This is a genomic window from Fibrobacter sp. UWP2, assembly GCF_900141705.1.
In the GTDB taxonomy this organism is placed as follows: domain Bacteria; phylum Fibrobacterota; class Fibrobacteria; order Fibrobacterales; family Fibrobacteraceae; genus Fibrobacter.
In genome coordinates, this window is record NZ_FQYM01000002.1 from 81,523 (window position 1) to 102,594 (window position 21,072).

The 21,072-nt window shown below is 53.8% G+C and carries 19 protein-coding genes; 16 read left to right on the forward strand and 3 right to left on the reverse strand.

Annotation, left to right across the window (positions count from 1 at the left end):
* Nucleotides 1-78 precede the first annotated feature (78 nt).
* The 8 genes from BUB55_RS02270 to BUB55_RS02305 all read left to right on the forward strand — a co-directional run bounded on the left by BUB55_RS02270 (nt 79) and on the right by BUB55_RS02305 (nt 7,305).
* Nucleotides 79-462, forward strand: a complete 384-nt coding sequence (locus BUB55_RS02270) for a hypothetical protein (RefSeq protein WP_073187855.1) — start codon at nt 79-81, stop codon at nt 460-462.
* Entirely contained in the window at nt 462-1,640 is a 1,179-nt protein-coding gene (locus tag BUB55_RS02275; RefSeq protein ID WP_073187857.1) for an OmpA family protein, read from the forward strand. The genes BUB55_RS02270 and BUB55_RS02275 overlap by 1 nt, the downstream gene beginning before the upstream one ends.
* 3 nt (nt 1,641-1,643) lie before the next feature.
* Nucleotides 1,644-1,850 (forward strand): type II toxin-antitoxin system Phd/YefM family antitoxin, encoded by a 207-nt coding sequence (locus BUB55_RS02280; RefSeq protein ID WP_073187859.1) that lies wholly within the window; start codon nt 1,644-1,646, stop codon nt 1,848-1,850.
* Nucleotides 1,851-2,107: 257 nt separating this feature from the next.
* On the forward strand, nt 2,108-3,679 hold the full coding sequence (leuA2, locus tag BUB55_RS02285) for a 2-isopropylmalate synthase LeuA2 (RefSeq protein ID WP_234971765.1): 1,572 nt from the start codon (nt 2,108-2,110) through the stop codon (nt 3,677-3,679).
* A 12-nt stretch (nt 3,680-3,691) separates the two neighbouring features.
* Nucleotides 3,692-4,030, forward strand: a complete 339-nt coding sequence (locus BUB55_RS02290; protein WP_073187862.1) for a hypothetical protein — start codon at nt 3,692-3,694, stop codon at nt 4,028-4,030.
* Nucleotides 4,031-4,036: 6 nt separating this feature from the next.
* Entirely contained in the window at nt 4,037-5,296 is a 1,260-nt protein-coding gene (locus tag BUB55_RS02295; RefSeq protein ID WP_073187864.1) for a pyridoxal phosphate-dependent aminotransferase, read from the forward strand.
* A 47-nt stretch (nt 5,297-5,343) separates the two neighbouring features.
* Nucleotides 5,344-6,447, forward strand: coding sequence for a glycosyltransferase family 4 protein (locus tag BUB55_RS02300; RefSeq protein WP_073187866.1), 1,104 nt, complete (start codon nt 5,344-5,346; stop codon nt 6,445-6,447).
* 228 nt (nt 6,448-6,675) lie between these two features.
* The gene (locus tag BUB55_RS02305) at nt 6,676-7,305 is read left to right on the forward strand and encodes a hypothetical protein (RefSeq protein ID WP_073187868.1); all 630 of its coding nucleotides are present in this window, start codon (nt 6,676-6,678) and stop codon (nt 7,303-7,305) included.
* Nucleotides 7,306-7,386: 81 nt separating this feature from the next.
* Here the strand turns inward: BUB55_RS02305 and rpiA are convergent, their stop codons facing one another.
* Both rpiA and BUB55_RS02315 read right to left on the reverse strand, forming a co-directional pair.
* On the reverse strand, nt 7,387-8,076 hold the full coding sequence (gene rpiA / locus BUB55_RS02310) for a ribose-5-phosphate isomerase RpiA (protein ID WP_234971766.1): 690 nt from the start codon (nt 8,074-8,076) through the stop codon (nt 7,387-7,389).
* Nucleotides 8,076-8,708, reverse strand: a complete 633-nt coding sequence (locus BUB55_RS02315; RefSeq protein ID WP_073187984.1) for an FKBP-type peptidyl-prolyl cis-trans isomerase — start codon at nt 8,706-8,708, stop codon at nt 8,076-8,078. The genes rpiA and BUB55_RS02315 overlap by 1 nt, the downstream gene beginning before the upstream one ends.
* A 37-nt stretch (nt 8,709-8,745) precedes the next feature.
* On the opposite strand from BUB55_RS02315, the gene BUB55_RS02320 reads away from it, so the two are divergent.
* The 6 genes from BUB55_RS02320 to BUB55_RS13775 all read left to right on the forward strand — a co-directional run bounded on the left by BUB55_RS02320 (nt 8,746) and on the right by BUB55_RS13775 (nt 17,727).
* Nucleotides 8,746-9,474: a metallophosphoesterase family protein gene (locus tag BUB55_RS02320; RefSeq protein WP_073187872.1), complete on the forward strand. Its 729-nt coding sequence runs from the start codon at nt 8,746-8,748 to the stop codon at nt 9,472-9,474.
* A 32-nt stretch (nt 9,475-9,506) separates the two neighbouring features.
* On the forward strand, nt 9,507-9,968 hold the full coding sequence (locus BUB55_RS02325) for a 23S rRNA (pseudouridine(1915)-N(3))-methyltransferase RlmH (RefSeq protein WP_073187874.1): 462 nt from the start codon (nt 9,507-9,509) through the stop codon (nt 9,966-9,968).
* Nucleotides 9,969-9,988: 20 nt separating this feature from the next.
* The gene (locus tag BUB55_RS02330; RefSeq protein WP_073187876.1) at nt 9,989-11,554 is read left to right on the forward strand and encodes a peptide chain release factor 3; all 1,566 of its coding nucleotides are present in this window, start codon (nt 9,989-9,991) and stop codon (nt 11,552-11,554) included.
* A 199-nt stretch (nt 11,555-11,753) separates the two neighbouring features.
* A complete protein-coding gene (locus tag BUB55_RS02335) occupies nt 11,754-12,488 on the forward strand; it encodes a DsbA family protein (RefSeq protein WP_073187878.1) in 735 nt (244 codons plus the stop codon).
* A 102-nt stretch (nt 12,489-12,590) separates the two neighbouring features.
* Nucleotides 12,591-15,779: a carbohydrate binding domain-containing protein gene (locus BUB55_RS02340; RefSeq protein ID WP_073187880.1), complete on the forward strand. Its 3,189-nt coding sequence runs from the start codon at nt 12,591-12,593 to the stop codon at nt 15,777-15,779.
* A gap of 97 nt (nt 15,780-15,876) precedes the next feature.
* Nucleotides 15,877-17,727 (forward strand): FISUMP domain-containing protein, encoded by a 1,851-nt coding sequence (locus BUB55_RS13775; RefSeq protein WP_083596828.1) that lies wholly within the window; start codon nt 15,877-15,879, stop codon nt 17,725-17,727.
* Between the two features lie 133 nt (nt 17,728-17,860).
* Here the strand turns inward: BUB55_RS13775 and glgB are convergent, their stop codons facing one another.
* Nucleotides 17,861-20,077 carry a 1,4-alpha-glucan branching protein GlgB gene (gene glgB / locus BUB55_RS02350; protein ID WP_073187883.1) on the reverse strand — a complete coding sequence of 739 codons (2,217 nt, stop codon included), beginning with the start codon at nt 20,075-20,077 and terminating at the stop codon, nt 17,861-17,863.
* A 142-nt stretch (nt 20,078-20,219) separates the two neighbouring features.
* On the opposite strand from glgB, the gene BUB55_RS02355 reads away from it, so the two are divergent.
* Nucleotides 20,220-20,651: an acyl-CoA thioesterase gene (locus tag BUB55_RS02355; protein ID WP_073187886.1), complete on the forward strand. Its 432-nt coding sequence runs from the start codon at nt 20,220-20,222 to the stop codon at nt 20,649-20,651.
* A gap of 111 nt (nt 20,652-20,762) precedes the next feature.
* A complete protein-coding gene (locus BUB55_RS02360) occupies nt 20,763-21,053 on the forward strand; it encodes a GIY-YIG nuclease family protein (protein ID WP_073187986.1) in 291 nt (96 codons plus the stop codon).
* Nucleotides 21,054-21,072 lie beyond the last annotated feature (19 nt).

Sequence of the window (21,072 nt, forward strand, 5' to 3'; positions counted from 1 at the left end):
CATTACAACTAAAAAAATAAATTTTTTTAAGTTTAGATGTAGATTATGCGCAAATGTGTAGTCATTTAAGGAGTAAAAATGAAACTTACAAAATTGCTTTTTGGGTTGACGGCCTTTGCCCTTGTGGCTTGTGCCGGCAACCAGCAGGCCGTGGAACGTTCCATTGGCCAGGCGGAAGGTTCCAAAACGCTTGCCGAAGAATCCAAACTGGATGCATCTGTGACGGCTACCGCCGCTGCCGATTTGGACAGCGCCAAGGCTTTCCAGGAAAATGGAGATGAAGAAAAGGCCATTGCCGCTGCCGACAAGAGTACGCTGGAATACAAGATTGCTCTTCTCTCTGCAGAACGTGATGAACTTAAAAAGGAAGATGCCCAAGTCGAGAAGGAACTTCGCTCTGACGTGGAACGCAAACTCCTCTACCAGAATATTTTGGACCAGGAAACCAAGGGGGGCAAGTAATGAAACTCGTCAATTTCTTGACTCTCGGCGCCATCGCCACCGGTTTCGCCTTTGCCCAGGAGGCTGCTCCCGAAGCCGCTCCTGCCAATGACCCGGCTTCTATCCCGTCTCTCTACGACATGTGCAAGGAATCCCTGGATGCCGCCAAGTCGAAGATTCCTGCCAACGGTCTTGACGCCAAGATGACCGTTGTCGAGGCAGAAAATACTGCAGCTAGTTTGAAGGCTGCCGTCGAGGACGACCCGGTTTCTGCAAAGTCCATGGGACTCGCTTCCAACTGCTCCCTCTATGTGCAGATGATTAAAATTCAAGCGGAATCCCAGACCCTCCGCAACCGCATTGCCGAAAACTGGCAAAAGCGTGCCGCCACGGCCCGTTCCATCGAGGCCATCCAGGAACAGATCAACCAGGCTCGCAGCGGCAAGGTGAACGACCTTGAAGCCGAGAAGGCCAAGATGAAGGACCAGGAAGCCCGCCTCCAGGCCGAAATGCAGCAGAACCAGGAGAAGTTCCTGGCCGAAGCAGCCGCCCAGGAAGCCGCCCTCAAGGCAGCCGGCGAACGCGAAGCCGACCTCCAAAAGAAGCTCGAAGCCGAAAAGGCCGCCCTCGCCGAGGAACGCGCCAAGGCCGAAGCCCGCCAGGCCGAGGCCATGAACAAGCTGAACGAGCTCCAGTCTAAGATGATCCAGGTGACCAAGGACGCCCGCGGCATTATTCTCTCCATGAGCGACATCCTCTTTGACGTGAACAAGGCTTCCCTCAAGCAGGACTTGAAGACGAGTCTTGCCAAGGTGGCTGGCATCCTCTCGGTGTACCAGCAGTTTAACGTGTCCATTGAAGGCAACACCGACAACACGGGTTCTGCGGACCACAACATGAAGCTCTCTCAGCAGCGCGCCGACAATGTGAAGGCGTTCCTGGTGGAGCAGGGCATTGACGGAAACCGCTTGACCGCCACGGGTCTCGGCATGACCATGCCGATTGCCGACAACAGCACCAAGGAAGGCCGTCAAAAGAACCGCCGCGTGGACCTCGTAATCCAGGACAAGGCGTTGCAGCAGCCGGCTGAAGCTGCCCCCGCCGCAGTTCCTGCTGCCGCTCCCGAAGCAGCCCCTGCCGCAGTTCCTGCTGCCGAAGCCCCGAAGGCTGAACCTGCTCCCGCTCCGGCCAAAAAGTAACCTATGGCAAAGACCGTCACTGCCATGGAGGCCCGCCAGAATTTCGGCAATCTGCTGAACCAGGTGGCCCTCCAGCACGAAGAAATCGTCATTGAACGCTCGGGCAAGCCGCTTGCGCGTTTGGTGGACGTTTCTTCGCCAACGGGTGGCTCTCGGCTCGACTTTCGCGATATCGGCAAGCTCCCGAACGGTATCTGGGAGAATCGCTAGTCGCGGGCATCCCGAAACCGGGACCTTGCCATTCCACATGAAACTTTGTATATTCTATAGCATGAGAAAGAACCTTAACCTTCGACTTCTACTTAGCATCGCGCACGGAGCGAGGTTTTAGGCTATTTCGTTTTGAATAGGAATTAACTTAAAGGGCCCGCTTCCGTGACGAAGCGGGTTCTTTTTTATGGCAAAATGCTATTTTTGAACAGGAAAAGGAACTTTGCGGCGCATGGAAGCCGGCAAGGAGATGAAAAATGAGCAATGTAAGTGCCGATATGGCGAACAGACAACCTTTCTTTTACGATGTCACCCTGCGTGACGGCAACCAGGCGCTCCCGAAGCCCTGGAACAACGCCCAGAAAAAGGACGTTTACCTGCAGCTCTTGAAGCTCGGCGTGCAGGGTGCCGAAGTCGGCTTCCCGGCTTCGTCCGAGATGGATTTTGAATCGTGCAAGGAACTGGCGCAACTCACCGCGAAGATGGCCGAGGAAGGCGACGAGGTGGCAAAGCGCGTGGTTGTCTCGGGCCTGGCCCGCTGTGTGGAAAGCGATATCCAGCGCTGCTGGGAGGCAGTGCAGTTTGCACCGCACCCGCGTATCCATACCTTCCTCGCGACAAGCCCGCTCTCCATGGAGCATGTGCTGCACCTGACCCCCGAACAGGTCAAGGAGAAGGCGGTTCATTGCGTGAAGTTTGCCAAGTCGCTCGTGGGCGACAAGGGCGACGTGGAATTCAGCGCCGAGCACTTCGGTGACTGCCTCGAGAACATGGATTTCGTGATTGACGTGCTGAAGGCTGTGGTTGAAGCCGGTGCGACGACCATCAACCTGCCGAATACGGTGGAACGCTACCGTCCGCTGCTGTACGTGAACCAGATCAAGCAGGTGTACGAGGCGCTCCCGAAGGATATCACGATTTCGGTACACTGCCACAACGACCTGGGCATGGCGACGGCCGCAACGGTCGAAAGCTTCTTCGTGGGGGCAACCCAGCTGGAAGTCGCGCTGAACGGCCTGGGCGAACGCTGCGGCAACACGAATTTCTACGAAGTCGCGGTCGCGCTGCACAACTCCGGCGTCGAGACCGGCCTGCACATGGAACGCATCTACGAGACGGCAATTCTCATCTCGCAGTGGTCCGGTATCAACATCTACAGCCGCGCCCCGCTGATCGGCGCCGAGGCAATTGTGCACCGTAGCGGCATCCACCAGGATGGCGCCTCCAAGACGAAGGACATGAAGAAGGGTGCCTACCGCCCCATCGACTACTCCATCATCGGTCGCCACCAGAACGACGCCCTGAGCTTCACGAGCCAGAGCGGCCGCACCGCCGTGTACGAGATTATCACGAAGTTCGGTTACAAGATGACGCTCGCCGAAGCTGCCGAACTGCAGCCGGTGTTGAAGGCCTGCAGCGAAAAGGAAGGCGAACTCAGCGCCGAGCGCGTGCTGGACGTGTTCCGCGAGCAGCGCGTGAACGTGAACGGCCGCCTGGTGTTCAACAACATCGAGGTCATTCCCGACGAGAACCGCTTCATTTTCCACTTCAAGAAGGACGGCGAACCGCTGGTGAGGTCCATTACGGCGGAAGGCCCGATCGAGGCCGCCCTCATGCTCATGCGCGAAATCGGCATGCCGGTCGAACTCGTCAAATACCGCCAGCTCGTCGTTCCCGAGAAGGACAAGCTGTGGGCGGGCCGCGGGCTTAGCCGCGTGCAGCTGAAGGCGAACGGAGCCGAGGTCGAAGGCCGCGGCGTCTCTAGCGATACGCTCAAGGCCAACATGCGCGCCATCTTCGGCGGCGTGAACCTCTTGTACAAGAAATAATCCGGAGGCCCCATGCTCGAACCGCTGACACGCCCTTTCAAGCGCCACTACGACAAGTACCGTGGTAAGCTGAATGGATTTGTTGCGCCTGTCAAGGAATCGGTGGCCAAGTTGATGGCCATGATTCCGAAGGGGGAGGCGTTTGCCGGTTCCGAGGACTTGGGGCAGGAAGCCGACGGCTCCACCTCGGGAGGCAAGCCCGGGCTGCTTGCCAAGATCAAGGATTTCAAGAAGTCTATCAAGGGCCTTTCCGACTTCCAGAAACTCATCCTGTTGACAATCGCGGTCGTGCTCCCTGCGGGGATTCTCATCGCGGTCGTGCTGGCAAAATTTCTGCGTCGGAAGAAGTAAGTTTTTATGCTTTCTTCCCGCTTGCCTAAAGACCTTTCGCCGTCGCCGTTCTTTGCCGAACTGGAGCGCGCGAAGGCCGATGTGCTCGCGGAATGTGCCGGCGCGAATTCACTCCCGTTTATCGACATGACGGTAAGTTCGCCAGTAAAGGCGGGCTTGCCGATTGACTTGGATGCAGCGGTGGAGGAGTCGCGCAAGGAATTCGGTTGCTGGAATCCGGATGCGGCGGGCTGGAAGTCTGCGCGCGAGGCGGTGGTAGAATATTACCGCGAACGCGGCGGTAACTTTACCGCAGGCCAGATTATTCTGACTGCTAGTACGAGCGAAGCATATTCTGTTCTGTTCAAGACGTTCTGCGATCCGGGCGACGTGATTCTGACGCCGATGCCGGGCTACCCGCTGCTCGATACGCTCGCGCAGTTGGAGCATCTGGAATGCGCACCGTATTTTTTGAAGCTGAAGCGGGAAAAGACCGGTTTCCGCTTTGTTTTGGATTCTGACAGCCTGCTGGCGGCACCGGAAAAGGCGAAAATCCTGTTGCTTGTCTCACCGCATAATCCGACGGGCCACTGCATCTCGCGCGAGGAATGGAACGAGGCGGTCCGTTTCTGCGAAGAGAACAATTTGATTCTCGTGGTGGACGAAGTTTTTGGCGATTACAGTTTTTCTCCGGAGGTCCGCCGCAGTTGGGAATACCTGATGGGCGGCAAGCCGGAGCCTGCGAACTTCTTTGATGCGGGCAGTAATGACTTAATCAACCTTCCCGAAAACGGCCCCAGGTGCCCCATTTTCTGGTTGAACGGACTCAGCAAGGCCGTGGGTTCCCCGCAGCTCAAATTAGGCTGGATGGCGTTCTATGCCCCGCGCGAACAGTTCGAACCAATACGAGCGGCCCTCGAGTTCGTGGAAGACGCCTACCTGAGCGTGTCTGCCCCGGCGCAGGCTCTCGGTACCGCGCTCCTCAAGCAGTCCGCCGCCTACGAATCGCGCGTCAAGGAACGCCTCTTGCAAAACTGGCAGACACTCCGCGAAGCGTTCCCCTCCAAGTACTGCCCCGAAGTTCTCGGCGGCTGGTATGCGGTTATCCGCCTGGGGGAGGACGATGAGGAACTTACGCTCCGCCTGCTTAAAGAAAAGCATGTGCTGGTGCAGCCGGGTTTCTTCTTCGACTTCGATGAAGACGGCTGGGTGGTGGTCTCGCTCCTGCAGGAACCCGCACTGTTTAAGGAAGCGGTTGCAAGAATGCGCTCGCTTGCGGATTCCTAGTGCCTGAAAATTTGTATATTACTTGCGGAAATTGAACAGGTCGTAACGTGGAAAACAAAAAGATTTTGCTTATCAACTGGCGTGACATCAAGAACCCCGAAGCGGGCGGCGCCGAACTTTATTTTCACGAAATTTTCAAGCGCCTCAACACCCGCGGCTACGACGTGACTGTCCTTGCACACAAAGTAAATGGCTTGCCCGACGAAGAAGTGGTGGACGGCATGCGTACCATTCGTATTGGCAACAAGTTCCTGTTCAACTATTCCGCCTTTTTTTATGCCCGCAAACACCAGGGCGAGTACGACCTCATTGTGGAGGACTTGAATAAGATCCCGTTTTTCACCAAACTCGGGACCAAGACCAAGCGCCTGCACATGGTGATGCATTTTTTCCGCAAGTCCATCTTCCGCGAAGCGTTTTTCCCGTTCGCCCTCTACGTGTACCTCATGGAACGCGCCGTGGCGCTGTTCTACAAGGGCGAAAAATTCCTCGGCATTTCGCAGAGCACCGCCGACGAGATTGCCGACATGGGCATTAAGTCCAAGTGGACCGAGGTGGTGGAGCCGGGCATCGATACCGAGTATTTCCATCCGACCGAGAAAAAGGCCGACCCTCCGGTGATTTCTTACGTGGGCCGCCTCATGAAGTACAAGAACGCTCAGTTTGTCATCAATGCCATGCCGCGCCTTCGCGAACTCGTCCCGGGTATCGTGCTCGAAGTCGCTGGCGGGGGAGACTACCGTGGCGAACTCGAAAAGTTGGTTGATAAGCTCGGCGTGCGTGATTCCGTGAAGTTCCTCGGTCGCGTCTCCGAAGACGAAAAGCGCGACCTCTTGAGCCGCTCGTCGCTCTTTATTAACCCATCCTTCAAGGAAGGCTGGGGCATCAACAACATTGAGGCGAACCTCTGCGGCACGATTTCGATGAGCAACAATGTCGCGGGCCTCAAGGATTCCGTGGTGGACGGCGTGACTGGCCTCCTGTACGAAAACGACGACCCGGAAGGGTTCTGCCAGAAGGCTGCCGCCGTTCTGCACGACAAGGACCGCCTCTCCGAACTCGAAAACAACGCCAAAAAACGCGCTTTGGGCATGAGTTGGGACGCAATGACCGATAAAATGCAAAAAGTCGTTGAAAAAGCGCTCGTTTAAACGAAATTTTTATAAATTTGCACCCGTGATTGCCCCCGGTTTGTCGCCTTGGCGACAACCAACCTTGCTCCGTGGATCGGCCTCGCCGCCAGGAGCCCCCTCGGCCGTCAAGTCTCCATGGAGGCGCTATTAAGATGGCCCTTAATTAACACACACTTGCAATCACCCCTTCTGCAGGTCTTTTCCAGCTTGCAGTTGCGGATTAACCCTTACTTATGAGGTGCCCAGATGGAATACATTGCTCCCGCACTTTCACTCATTGCAGTGATTTTGTGCATTGTTATCCTCACGAAGGTTAGCAAGATTCTCGACAATCTTCACACTCCGATTGTTAAAAAGCTCACCCCCGACATGAACCTGAAGCCGGGTTCTCGCCGTCCTGTCAGTGCACAGGAAATGGCCCAGCGTGGTGAACGCAACAATAAGGATCGCAACAAAGATCGTCAGAATAAAGAAAACCGCGGTGAAAAGAACGGCCAGTCCCAGCAGGGTCAGGGTCGTGACCGCAACGAACAGCGCGAAGGCCGTGGCCCGCGCCGTGACCGCCGTGAAGGTCGTCCTGACCGTCAGCGTCGTGAATTCAACAATGCCGAAGCTCCTGTCGCCGAAGCCGCTGCCCCTGCAGCCGCTTCTGCCGAAGCCCCGGCCGCCGAAGCCCGCCGCCCGCTGGCTCCGCGTATCCCGGTTGAAACCCCGGCAGCTCCTGCTGTGGAAACTGCTCCGGTTGCCCCTGTTGCAGCCGCCCCGGCCGCTGAAGCCGCCCCGGCTGCCGAAGTCACTTTTGATCCGTCCAAGGTCCGTTATGGCCGCCGCAACGTGATCAAGAAGGCTCCGGAACTTTCCGACGACGAAGCCTAAGTCACAAAGCCAAAAGCTTAAAAGAAAACCCCGGTCCTTGGACCGGGGCTTTCTTTTTTAAATGTAGAATCGTCTTTTGGATTAGAAGATTTCCAGACCCTTTTCGGCATCGGCCAAAATCACCTTGGTTGCCATGCCAATAAAAAGACCGTGGCCCACGATGCCCACAATGTGCTCGAGGTCGCGTGCGAGTTTGTCTGCATCTTCGATGATGCCGAACTTCGCATCGGCGATGAGGTTGCCGGAATCGCTAATCACGGGGCCGTCCTTGCCGGGGGCGCCCATGCGGACCTTGACTTCGCCGCCGAGTTTTTTGACGCGCTCTGTGACCACGGCGATGGCGCCCGGGATGATTTCGAGGGGCACGGCGAACTTTTCGCCGAGCTTTTGCACCTTCTTGCCTGAGTCGGCGATGATGATGTATTCGTCGGTCATGGAGGCGACAATCTTTTCGAGGAGGTGAGCCGCACCGCGGCCCTTGATGAGGTTGCGCTTCGGGTCGATTTCGTCAGCGCCGTCAATCACCATATCGAGGTGGGAGACTTCGCCCATCTCTTTGAGCGGGATGCCGAGGCTGCGACACTGCAACGTGGTGCTCCAGCTGGTGGAGACTCCCGTCACGTGGATGCCCTCGGTCTTGATGCGTTCGGCGAGGCGGTTCACCATGTGGGCGGCGGTGCTGCCTGTACCGAGACCTACGGTCATGCCGTCTTTAATCATGTCGGCGGCTTTTACGCCGGCAGCCTTCTTGAGTTCATCCATGTTCGCCATTAGCGCCATCTCCTGTTTTCGTTGTCACTATAACCGCCTTCGTTGTCGTAGCGGTCGTCGTAATTGTCGTCGTAGCCTTCATCAAACTCGTCCTTGTCGGGGAATCCGTTCTCGAGTTCGGTGTAGGAGGGGGTCTCGATGCCGACAACCTCCACGTCAAAAATCAGGTCCTTGCCGGCGAAGGGGTGGTTCCCGTCCACCAGCACCGTGTCCTTGTAAATTTCCTTGACAATGTAGATGCCGTCGCTTTCGTCTTCGCCGTCCAGGTTCAGGTCGTCGCAGAACTCGTCGGCGGTGTCGGGGAGCTGGAATTCACGGATGTCGTTGTCCATGAACATCTCGAGTTCCATGCCAAGCCAGAGTTCGCCCACCTCCTGGAGTTCCTCCTTGGGCACTTGGATCAGCAGATCCTTGCGGTAGAGGCCGTATCCTAGGTTGGCAGGGATTTCGACGGAAAATTTTTCGCCCAGCTTGCGTCCCAAAAGCGCTGTTTCCAGGCCTGGGATGATGTTGTTGTAGCCGTGAATGTAGACAAAGGGAAATTTGGCGGGGACTTCTTCCAGAATACGCCCGTTCAACTCCTTGAGCGTGTAGGCGATGCTCACCTTTGTCTTGTCTTCAATGAAATCCATACGCACGTAAAGATAGAAAATTATATACATTTACGATATGCTTTACGGTATTTGCTCTGATATTCATTCCAACGCGGTTGCCTTTGAGGCTGTATTGCAGTCCATGAAGGATAACGGCGTTGAAAGAAGGATTTGTTTAGGTGATTTAGTGGGTTATGGCGTCGATGCCGACGAATGCGTCAAGCTGGCGAAAGACAACATGGACGTGTGCCTTATTGGCAACCACGACAGCGTGGGAATCAAGTACGAGTCCAGCGTGGGATTCAACCCCTATGCTAAGCAGGCCATCGAATGGACCCAGCAGCACCTGAGTGCCGAGTCCGTGAGCTACATGAAGTCCTTGCCGTACATTTTTGAAGAGAACGACATTACCTTTGTACATGCCTCTCCGATGTCGCCCGCCGATTGGGTTTACGTGACCGACCTGGAGGATGCTCTCGATGCCTTTGACCACTTTGGCGGGACATATTGCTTTGTGGGCCACACGCACAGCCCGGTGATCGTGGCGAGCCGCCCCATGGCCATTCCCAAGATTCTGGACGAGTACGAGTACGTGATTGCCGACACCGAACGCCTGCTGGTGAACGTGGGCAGCGTGGGGCAACCGCGTGACCGGGATCCGCGCGCCTGCTGGTGCCTGCTCGATACCGAGACCAAGTGCGTGCGCTTAATCCGCGTGGAATACGACGTGTTCCAGACGCAGGAACGCATGCGCAAGGCGGGCATGCCCGAATTCCTCATCGAACGCCTGAGCGTAGGCAGATAACATTCCACATCTCACACTACACACTTTTTATTATGAAGTGGGTTTTGGCTGTTTTTGGTAAGGCTGGCTCGCCGTTCATTGCGGACGAGGTGGACCGCTACGTGAAGCGCTTGCGTGGGGGGGCCATTCCGCTTGAGGTGGTGGAGCTCAAGGAATCCAAGTTGGATGACCGCAATCAGTCCCTCGCTCAAGAGGCAACCCTTTTCGAAAAGAAATTCCCTAAGAGTGAATACAAACGAGTTATTTTGTCGGAAGAAGGCAAGCTCATGGATACCGTGAAGCTCTCCGACACCTTGCGCGATCGTTTTCCGGGGAACGTGGTGTTTTTGATCGGTTCGGCATACGGGATTGACGAAAAACTCAAAAAATCCGCCGACCTGCTGCTTTCGCTGTCACCCTTGACGTTCACCCACGACCATGCCCGCGTGATTACAGCGGAACAGCTGTACCGTGTGCAGATGGTGATGCAAAACCACCCCTATCATCATCGGTAGATTTTTCTATATTTGGCGCCATGAATTCCGAAATCGAAAAACGCCGCACTTTCGCCATCGTAAGCCACCCCGACGCGGGTAAGACCACCATCACCGAGAAGTTCCTGTGGTACGGGAACGTGATTCGCGAGGCGGGCCACGTGCGCGCGAAGGCGAACCGCAGCTACACCGTGAGTGACTGGATGAAAATCGAGCAGCAGCGCGGTATTTCGGTTTCTTCTTCCGTTTTGAATTTCCCGTTCGAAGGTTGCATGTTCAACCTCGTCGATACCCCGGGGCACCAGGACTTCTGTGAAGACACCTACCGCGCCCTGACTGCCGTGGATGCTGCCCTCGTGCTTATCGACAGCGTGAACGGCGTGGAAAAGCAGACCATCAAGCTCATGGACGTGTGCCGCATGCGCCACACCCCGATTATCACGTTCATCAACAAGATGGACCTCGATGGCCGCCATGTGCTCGACCTGCTCGACCAGATTGAAAACGTGCTCCACATCAAGACGGCCCCGTTTACGCTCCCGATTGGCGTGGGCAAGCTTTTCAAGGGTGTGTATTCCATCGCCGAGAATACGTTCCATACCTTCAACAAGGAAGAGGGCCATCAGGAAATCATCCAGATGGAAGGCCCGGACGATCCGCGCCTCGTTGAAATGTGCGGCGAGAACTGGGTGAACCAGTTCAAGGAAGAATACGAGATGGTCACCGGCGGTATGGACCCGTTCGACCACGAAAAGTTCCTGAAGGGTGAGATGTGCCCCGTGTTCTTCGGTTCTGCGGTGAACAACTTCGGCGTGCGTCAGCTGTTGAACGCTTTCGCGAAGCTTGCGCCGCCCCCGATGGTGCGCGAGACCGACAAGCGCCCGGTTAGCCCCGACGAGGACGCCTTCAGTGCGTTTGTTTTCAAAATCCAGGCCAACATGGACCCCAAGCACCGCGACCGCACCGCCTTCCTGCGCATCTGCTCGGGAAGCTTCACCCGCGGCGAAAAAGTTTACCACGTGCGCACGGGCCGCGAAATCCGTCTCGCCGCCCCGACGGCGTTCCTCGCTAAGGACAAGGAAGTCATCGACCACGCCTGGGCGGGTGACATTGTGGGCATTAACGATCCGGGACTTTTCCGCATCGGCGATACACTGACTGACGGCGAGAAGGTGAACTTCACCGGTATTCCGGACTTCGCCCCGGAACACTTTGCCCGCGTGACGCTTTTGAACCCGCTCAAGAGCAAGCAGATGGCGAAGGGCCTTGCAGAACTTAGCGAAGAAGGTGCGACGCAGCTTTATGAACCGCTCAAGTCCGCGATACCTGTGATTGGTGTGGTGGGCGAGCTGCAGTTCGACGTGCTCAAGTTCCGCCTGCAGAGCGAATACGGCGCCGACGTGCAACTCGACCGCGTTCCGGCTCATGGCATCCGCTGGGTCACCGGCCCCGAGAAGGACCTGGGCAAGTTCGCCGAGGAATACGCGATGGACTGCATGATGGACAAGGAACGTAACCTTGTTTGCCTGTTCCCGAACGAGTACCGCCTGAATCTCGCGATGAAGAATTACGAGAACCTGAAGTTCGCCGAAACTTCGCAGGGATAATTTTAGGAATAACTTGTCTAGGATGCACTAACTCGTTGATATTCAACGAGTTGCCGTTTCTGTTGCCTGGTTGCAAGCTTTTCTATAACCTTGATGAACTAGTAACTAATAACTAGTAACGGATAACTTTTATATATTTCAAGCCGAAACCCGTGGGCGGACCGCGCCCGCTAGACATCTCAATTCAAAAGGAAAAAAAATGAAACGTCTCTCTATCGTAGCTATGGCTATCTTTGCCATCAGTCTTGTCGCTTGTAACCAGGCCTCTGCTGGCGGTTCCTTTAATCAGCAGGCTCGCCTCGATTCCCTTGAAAAGGATTTCAGCACCTTGAAGGAAGAGTTCGAAGCCATCAAGTTCGCCCTCGACAAGCGCGGTATTTCTGTGGAAGACGCCAAGAAGGAAATGGAGATGGCCAACAAGGTCTGGGACATTCCCGACGACGACAGCCCGGTGTTCGGCAATGCCAAGGACCCGAAGCTCACGATTGTTGAATTTACCGAATTCCAGTGCCCGTACTGCAGCCGCATTGCCCCGACCATGCAGGAACTCAACAAGAAGTACCCGAACGAAATCAAGTTCGTGTACAAGCACTTCCCGCTGAGCTTCCACGCCAACGCCCAGGCCGCAGCCGCCTCTTCTATTGCTGCTCAGAAGCAGGGCAAGTTCTGGGAATACCGCTATGCCTTGGCTCCGCATTCTCGTGAGCTCTCCGACTCCGTCTACCTGGCTGTCGCCAAGGAAGTGGGGCTCGACCTCGAAAAGTTCAAGAAGGACATGGTCCTCGACTCCGCTATGATCGCCCGTATCGATAAGGACTTCCAGTTGGGCGTGAAGGTCGGCGTGCAGGGCACCCCGAACTTCTACATTAACGGCAAGCGCCAAGATCGCTTCAGCCCGGAACTGGTCGAGAAGCTCCTCAAGGAAGCCAAGTAATGTTTTCAAGCGTGTACGCCATTTAACTTGGCGTACGCATTGTTTTGGTGGGAAAAAACGTAAATTTCAAGAACAAACATAAACACAAAAAGGATGCGATATATGATTAAGCAAACATTGAAAGCGGCGACCATCGTCCTTCTCGGGATCGGTGTCACTGCTGCAATGGCTCAGCCGAAAAAGCCGAAGACTGTCGTGTACAAGTTCTTCGACGAACAGTATCGTCAGGGTGGCTTTGACTACTCTTACGGTGGTAAGAGCAAGGGCGTGACCATCACCAAGGATGGTGGTTACAAGTCCAAGGCCGCACTGAATATCAAGCTGGACCCGAAGGAATACTCCGGTGCTTCCATCTGCCTTTACAATGAATTCTTCGACTTGAACAAGTACATGCTTGATTCCAAGGTCGAGTTTATGATTAAGGGCAAGAACGGCGGCGAAAACGTGAAAATCGGCCTGCTGGACGAAGAAGTTTCCGATGGCAAGAAGACGCAGGTCGTGCTCCCGATGAACAAGTATATCGAGGGTGGCGCTGTGACGAAGGACTGGAAGAAGGTTTCCATTCCTCTCGTGGACTTCCCGGACCGTGGTCTTTATTGGGACAACACCCGCAAGTCCGAATTCCCTGCCCGTATCGACTGGGACAAGATTGCTGAAATCCGTTTCTCCATCGACAAGAGCGCTGCTAGCGAATTCGAAGTCTGGGTGGACAACATCGAAATCGTGAAGGGCAACAAGAAGGCTGCCCCGAAGAAGAAGATTGTTTACTGGGACGAAAACAACGACGTCATTGACGGCCCGAAGAACCCCGAAAAGCTCGACGGCAAGGCTAAGCCTGTCAAGAATGGTACGTTCTACGATAACCAGCTCAAGGGCTTCAGCTACAGCTACGGTGGTCTTTCTGCCCAGCGCGAAGCTAACTCCAAGACTCAGGGCAACCCGAACGTGCTCGCCCTGTACATCGATAACAACGACTGGTCCGGCGTGACCTACTCTCTTGGCGAAGGCAAGTTCATTGACCTCTCCAAGGTGCGTAACAAGGGAGGTCTCTACTTCTGGATCAAGGGTAAGCTCGGTGGCGAAAAGGTCTACGTGGGTATCCTCGACAACCAGGGTAACGACATCAAGAGCCAGACCAAGGTCAGCCTGAACGACTGGATCGAAGGCTCCAAGGTCAGCAAGGACTGGAAGCTCGTCAAGATTCCTCTGAAGAAGTTCGTCGACAAGGGTAAGGCTTGGGATGCTAACAAGCAGGCCGAAGTCGCCAAGGACGTGCAGTGGAACAAGATTCAGGAAATCCGCTTCTCCGTGGGCAAGGGTGAAAACCAGGGCGAACCGGGCAAGCCGGCTCCTGTGACCATCTTTGTTGACCAGATTACCTTCACCGAAAATATCGACTGGGTTGACCCGGATATCAAGTGGGACAACTGGAAGTCCAAGGCTCCGGACCTGGTCATCTCCGACTTCGAAGGCAAGTTTGCCAAGGACAAGTGGGAACCGTCTTTCGGCCCGAAGTCTAAGGCCGAAATCGAGATGCCGTACAAGAGCTCCAAGCTCGATGGCAACACCCTCTTCATTAAGCACTTCGAAATGTCTGACTGGGTGGACTTCGTTCTCGACTTCACCAAGAACACTGCCGCTCACGACGCCAAGCTCCGCGACTGGACCAACCACTGGGGCATTATGTTCGACGTCTACTCTGAACGTGCATGGCAGTCCATCACGGTCCAGGTCGGTGACGCCGGCAACGAGCTCTTCGTGTCCAACACCGGTGTGCCGCGTGGCCGTACCACTGTGATCGTGCCGTTCCGCACCTTCAGCAAGTTCCCGTACTACCAGCCGCCTAACGCCAAGGAAAACGGCGTGTTCGACCTCAAGAACGTCGTTTCTATCGACTTCAAACCGGGTGGAGAAGGTTCTAACGGCTCCTTCGAAATCGACAACATCAAGCTCACCAACCAGCGCGAAGTCAAGGCTGCTGCCCGTCCGGCTCTCGTGAAGGTTGAAGTCAAGGGTACCGGCGACGTGATCAACCCGAACATCTCGGGTGGCCTCTTCGGTATCAACGCTGCCCTTTGGGATGGCGACATGCTCGACAATCCGAAGTTCAAGGTTCAGACTGCTGAATTCGCCAAGCGCATCAACCACGGTATCATCCGTTACCCGGGTGGTCTCCGTGCCGATGACGACCACTGGAAAGAAATCCTCGACAACCACGACTGGATGGTCGATACCGACGAATTCCTCGCTTGGTTGAAGAAGACCGGTTCTAACGCCATGTTCACCGTGAACTTCGGTTCCGGCACCGAACAGGAAGCCGCCGCTTGGGTGAAGCACACGAACATCGACAAGAAGGCCGGCATCGTTTACTGGGAAATCGGTAACGAAGTCTATGGTAACTGGCACCCGTACTACGAAAAGTATGGTAAGGACGGCGGTACCATTTATGGTAAGCGCGCCCGTAAGTTCATCGAAGCCATGAAGAAGGTTGACCCGACCATTAAGGTGGCCGTGCTCGGCGTGCTCGATGGCCAGTGGAACGACAACGTGCTCAAGGAAACCGGCGACATTGCCGACGGTCTCATTGTTCACCACTATCCGCAGCACTTCGGTGAAGAAAACGACTTCGCACTCCTCTCTGCTCCGCAGGACCTCGTTCCTATCTACAGCCGTCTCCATAAGGTTGTGGACAAGTGGACCAGCCACTTCAAGAAGGACAAGAAGATCGAACTCTGGCTCACCGAATGGAACTCCGTGGACTTCAACCCGGGTCCGCAGACCATCGCTCTCGAAAACGGCCTGTTCGTTGCTGATTACCTCGCTATGCTCGCCACCGAAAACGTGGACAACGCACAGTACTGGGATATCCACAACGACATCACTCCGGAAGGCGGTGACTACGGTTACTTGACCCGTTCTGCAGAAGAATGCATGAACTGCCCGCGTCCGAGCTACTGGGCATTCCAGATGGCTTCTGACGCTCTCCGCGGCAAGCTCCTCAAGACCGAAATCTCCGGTGACAAGGAATCGCTCATCACGACTTACTACACCGAAAACGGCAAGAAGAAGAGCCTCCTCGTGATCAACAAGAGCCCGTACAGCGACTACGAACTCAAGCTGAACATTCCTGGCTTCAAGGGCAAGGCCACTGTCCAGACGCTCGACCGCAGCTCTGAAAAGCTGAAGGAAGGCTGGGCAAACGATCCGTCCAAGAAGGCCAAGAAGGGTGTTGACATTAGCAAGCCGGTTAAGGTCGGCAAGCGCACCGTCACCCTCATCACGGTGGAATAAGGAATATCATTCCGGCTTAACCGCCGGAATCATTCTTTGAAGAAACGCCTCGGCTCTGCCGGGGCGTTCTTTTTGCATTTTATTGTGTAGGAAAAAAATGAAAATTGTATTATTTTTAAAAGGGTCAAAATCTTTAGAAGAAGAGGCTGTTATGATACATTTTTTTAGAATAACGCTGATTGCTGCCCTGATGGGTGGAATTTGTGCGATTTATTTAGGTTGTAGCGATGACTCCGCTTCTTCTGCTACCTCGATATTATCTTCCTCGACAGATTCAAATGATTTGTACTCTTTTGAAAAAGAAACCATAAATTATTCAAGCAGTTCTGCGAAGGCTTCTAACTGTGTCTTGGCGGAAACTTACATGCCAAAGTCATCCCTTGTCTGGGAAAAAACAGTTGGGGGCGGATGCGATGTGGCACAAGAGTTTTCTCAATCGGAACAGGCTGATTTTATCAAAGCACTAAAGGATATGGGTTATGAAGAAAAAGTTCTTTATGAATCATCTGTGGAGTACACGAAATCAGGATTGAGTGAAAATAGTCGATTTAAGGCAACTTTGTTATGGAATTCGCTAGATAGCATGGTTGCTGGACATTTGAATGTCGATGTGAATACGTTTTCTACGGAAACGGAGTTAATTGTCTATACTTATTTGGAGAACGTTTTTTCAGAAAACTATATACAAAAGAATGTCAAATTTACATCAACGTCAGCCATTATGGTAGATGATTCAAAAGCTGAAAAAACGGATTTGAGCCAAAATGCATTTAAGTCAGCTTTAAGCAAGGCTGGTATAGAAAATATTGAGTCGTCAACAGATGCAAATGCTGCTATGACTCGCTGCACCTATACAGGAACAATTTCCCATGAATCAAACTTGTATAAAATAAAGGTTACTTATACCAGTTACAGTGAGGGTGTTGACTTAATTTCTTTTGTTTCGCTTGAGAAATCAGGAAGAAATTCTTCGTCCAGTAAAAACACTTCATCTAGTGCTTCGACATATTCTAGCGAAAAACTTTCGTCTAGTACATCAATGTCTTCCAGCGGAGCTTCATCTTCTAGTGTAAAATCCTCCTCCAGTGATGCTTCATCTTCCAGTGTGAAATCCTCCTCCAGCGATATTTCATCATCCAGTAAATTATCATCTTCGAGTATGGTGTCCTCGTCTAACGATGAATCTTCGTCAAGTCAGATTACCTTTTCGGATGAAAATTTTGAGTATAATTATCCGGCCAATGTCACATACGGCAGTTTAACGGATGAAAGAGATGACCAGATATATAGGACTGTTGTTATAGGTTCTCAAGTCTGGATGGCCGAAAATCTGAATTACAATTATAATAGTGGTACAGAGACTCTGTCAAATCGCGGAGTTGCAGTAAGCTACTGTGCCGATGGATCGAAAGATGGTGTTTGCCAAAGGACGGGTCGCTTTTACAATTGGGCTGCGGCCGTAGATGCGGATTGTAAGTTTTTGGATGAAGATTCGGACGAATGCTGGTCATATCAACTTTGTCGTTATGGACGTATGGAAGATTGTGAAATCACATCAACTAGCGTTGTTAGGGGGGTCTGTCCGCAAGGTTGGCATTTGCCGAACTCAGCAGATTTTTCAAAACTTATTTCTACAATCAAAAAAGAGCAAGGTGACTCGAAAGTAGACAAATACTTGAAAAGCAGTGCTGGTTGGGTTGAAGAACAGGGCCTAGACACTTATGGTTTTGCGGTATTGCCTGTGGGACAAGCTATGCCTGATAATGAAGATAAAACAGTTTTCAAATATAGATATAGTGGTGAAAGAGCTCTATTTTGGACTAGTGAAATTCAAAATGCCGCATTGGGTTTTGTTTATGTAAGGTATTTTTCTTTTGATGATGATTATCCTTCAAAGACTGAAGTGTATGCTGATGGAAAATACTCCGTTCGTTGCGTAAAAGATTGAATTCCCTCTTTTGCACCATAAGGGGCGCGCATTTTTATCCGTATATGAAAAGCCGCAGGCATTTGCCCGCGGCAAATTTTTTTTGAGATCCTTCGACTTCGCCTGCGGCTCAGCTCAGGATGACACGGTTGTGTTACCGTTCCAGCCTGAAGTAAAGAGCTGCGAGCGGCGGGAGCTGAATGTTCAGGCTCCACTGGCGGTTCTGCCACGGGATGTCCTGCGTCCAGACTTCGCCGAAGTTACCCACGTTAGAGCCACCGAACATGGCCGCGTCCGTGTTGAAGATTTCCTTCCAGGCTCCGCGGGCGGGGGCGCCCAGGCGGTAGTCGTGACGCACGACCGGCGTGAAGTTGAACACGCACAGAATCTGGTTCCCGTGGTCGTCCTTGCGCACGAAGCTCACGATGGAATTGTCCGCGTCGTCGCACCAGATCCACTCGAAACCGGTGTGGTAGTGGTCGATTTCCCAGAAGGGTGCGTTTTCCTTGTACAGGTGGTTGAGCGTCTTCATCATCTGCAACAGCTTTCCGTGGCTGTCCCAGCTTACGAGGTGCCAGTCGAGCGACTGCTTCTCGTTCCATTCGCGCCACTGCCCGAACTCGTTGCCCATGAAGTTGAGTTTTTTGCCCGGGTGCGCATACTGGAAGGCATAGGTGAGGCGGAGGTTTGCGAACTGCTGCCAGTTGTCGCCCGGCATCTTGCGGAGCATGGAACCCTTGCCGTGAACCACCTCGTCGTGGCTGAACACCTGGATGAAGTTCTCGCTGTAGGCGTACATCATGCTGAATGTCAGCTGGTTGTGGTGGTACTTGCGGTGGATGGGCTCGTGTTCGATGTAGCTGAGGAAGTCGTTCATCCAGCCCATGTTCCACTTGTAGTGGAATCCGAGGCCGCCCTGCTCCGGCGGGCGCGTGATGCTCGGGAAACTCGTGGATTCTTCGGCAATCAAAATCGCGTGCGGCGTGAGGCGGCCCATGATGCTGTTCAGGTGCTTCAGGAATTCGATGGTGTCGTAGTTGATGTTGCCGCCGTCCTTGTTCGGGACCCACTGGCCGGGGCCCTTGCCGTAGTCGAGATAAAGCATCGATGCCACGGCGTCGACGCGCAGGCCGTCGCAGTGGAATTCCTTGAGCCAGTACATCGCGTTCGCGATGAGGAAGTTCTTGACTTCGTTGCGGCCCAGGTTAAATATGTAGGTGCCCCAGTGCGGGTGTTCGCCCTGGCGCGGGTCGGCGTGCTCGTAGCAGGCGGTGCCGTCAAAGCGTCCGAGCGCGTGTGCGTCCTTCGGGAAGTGCGCCGGGACCCAGTCGAGAATCACGCCGATTTCGTTCTGGTGGCACAGGTCCACAAAGTGGCGGAACTGGTCGGGCGTGCCGTAGCGGCTCGTGGGGGAGTAGTACCCGGTCACCTGGTAGCCCCAGGATTCGTCGAGCGGGTGTTCCGCGAGCGGCAGGAATTCCACGTGCGTGTAGCCCATCTCCTTGAGGTAGGGGATGAGGCGTTCAGAAAGTTCATCCCAGTTGAGGAAGCGGTCGGGGTTCGCGGGGTCTCGCCTCCAGGAGCCCGCGTGCACCTCGTAGATGTTCATCGGGCTTCCAAAAACCTTGGTTGCCCAGTGGGTCTTCATGTAAAGGTCGTCGCCCCATTCGTAGCCGTCAATATGCGTGGTGATGGAGGCGGTCGCCGGGCGCACTTCGCTGAGCTTGGCGAGCGGGTCCACCTTCACGTGCAGGTTCCCGTCGGCACCGTGGATTTCGAAGCGGTACAGTTCGTTTTCGCCGAGGTTCGGGATGAAGATTTCCCAGATTCCGGAGCTGCCGAGCATGCGCATCTGGTGGCGGCGTCCGTCCCAGCTGTTGAAATTGCCCACGACAGAGACGGAGCGGGCGTTCGGAGCCCATACGGCGAACTGGACTCCCTTGAAACCCTGGTGTTCCACCAGGTTCGCGCCCAGTTTGCGGTAAAGTTCGTAGTGCGTTCCCGCCGCGATCAGGTAACGGTCGAATTCGCTGAGCACCGGCTGGAAGGCGTAGGGGTCGGTGAGCGTGTACTCAATGCCGTCGCCTTGCTTGATAATCAGGTTGTAGAAAAACGGTTCGAATTCCATGTCGAGGATGGCCTCGAAAAAACCCGTATCGCCCAGTTTCACGAAGTCGAATTCCACTTCGCCGTCGCAGCTTTCCCCGCGGACGAAGGCGGCCTGCGGCTGGTACGTGCGGATGACCGTCTTGATTCCCTTGTCGGTTTCGAGCGGATGGATGCCCAGAATCGAGAACGGGTCCTTGGTCTTGAAGTCCCAAATGGCCATCATGTCTTCGGCGGTAAGGCTCGTAAAGTCGTTCCAATCCATATGTATCTCTCTTGATGTTTTTACGCAAAGAAAAATAAAATAAAAATGTAAAAAGATGTGGTATTGATGCTATAAAAAAGGCGTGTTTTTACTGCCCGTATGAAAAAGATGGTTTGCTATATTTCCCGTGACAGGAGGCTTTATGGCTATTGCGATGGAAGAAACGGTGAATCCGATGCAGTTCTCTCAGGTTTTTAAGGTGACGCCCGAGATGATTGACGACAATCACCACTTCAACAACGTTTGGTCGGTGAAGTGGATCCAGGATATCGCCATCGCGCATTCCGAATCGGTCGGCGGTACGGCCTTGATGAAGAACCTCGGCGCAGGCTGGATGATTCACGTGCAGCACGTGGAATACAAGAACCAGGCTTTTCTGGGCGATGAAATCCGCGGGACAACTTGGGTGGCGGCGTATGGCCGCGTGGCGTGCCTGCGCAAGTGCCAGTTCGAGCGCATCTCCGACGGCAAGGTGATTTTTGAATCCGAGACGCAGTGGGTGCTCGTGGACCTGAACCGCGGCCGTCCCATGGCTATCACCGACGAGATGAAAAAGCTGTATACGGAAGGGTAGGCCCTTAACATCGTCATCCTGAACGAAGCTCTGCGTAGTGAAGGATCCAGTCCTGCAAATATATTTTGGAATTGTCATAATATGACATTTGCTTTTGTGTATGTTTATGGCATGATTCAAAAGAGCTATACATACATTTTATTTAGTCAAAGAAATGGTACGCTCTATGTTGGCGTGACAAGTAATTTGATAAAGCGTGTAAAAGAGCACAAAGAAAAACGTTTTCCGGGCTTTACGCAGAAATATGGCGTTGATAAGTTAGGCTATTTTGAAGAATTTTCAGATATCCGCTTTGCAATAGAGCGCGAAAAAGTTCTAAAGGGATGGACAAGAAAAAGGAAGCTGGCTCTTTTAGAAGGATTTAATCCTACGTGGAAAGATTTGTTTTATGAATTGGTTTAGAAATCGGTCCTGGATCCTT